Here is a 638-nt window from a genome sequence, read left to right as displayed (position 1 = left end):
GCGGTGGATGGCCCACGTCCCCAGCCCCCACTTCGCCGCGCCCACGCCCACGACGACGGCCAGCCGCTCCCAGGGCCTGCCGCCCGCGTTCTGCGCCGTGGCCAGCAGGCCCACCAGCGTGGTGAGGATGCACTCCATGCTGAACCACTGCACCAGCACCACCGCGGGCAGCCACCGCGCGCCGAAGAAGAGAGGCACCGCCACCGGGACGGCCAGCACCGCCAGGGGAATGGCGAGCAGCAGCACCGCGGACAGCCGGCGCAGCGACGTGCGCAGGTACTCGGCGAAGCCCTCCGGGTCATCCTGCAGCCGGCAGTAGGCGGGGAAGGCCACGCGGTTGAGCACCACGCTCAGCATCATCGGCGTGGAGGCCAGCGCCCAGGCCCAGTTGACCAGGCCCACCGCCTCCTTGCCCAGCACGTGCCCCACCACCAGCGGCACCCAGCCCGCCACCATCGCCGCCACCAGAGGCGGAAGCTGGAACGCCAATCCGAAGCCCAACAGCCGCCGCAGCACGTCCACGCGGAAGCGCCCCTGGGGACGCCAGGGGGACGCCCACCAGATGCACACCAGCCCCACCCCGCCGCGCACCAGCCCGCCCAGCGCCAGCGACCACGCGACGAAGCCCAGCGCCGCCA

At 73.8% G+C, this 638-nt stretch carries 1 protein-coding gene; it reads right to left on the bottom strand.

Annotated features, from left to right (window positions below):
• Window positions 1–638, bottom strand: a 638-nt coding sequence (locus HV824_RS35980) for an oligosaccharide flippase family protein (RefSeq protein ID WP_176425292.1), incomplete at both ends; no start/stop codon positions are given.

Origin of the sequence: Myxococcus sp. AM009 (genome assembly GCF_013372605.1) — a bacterium.
In the GTDB taxonomy this organism is placed as follows: Bacteria; Myxococcota; Myxococcia; order Myxococcales; family Myxococcaceae; genus Myxococcus; species Myxococcus vastator.
The sequence above is the reverse complement of the archived record's forward strand: the minus strand, read 5'-3'. Positions and strand labels throughout refer to the sequence as shown.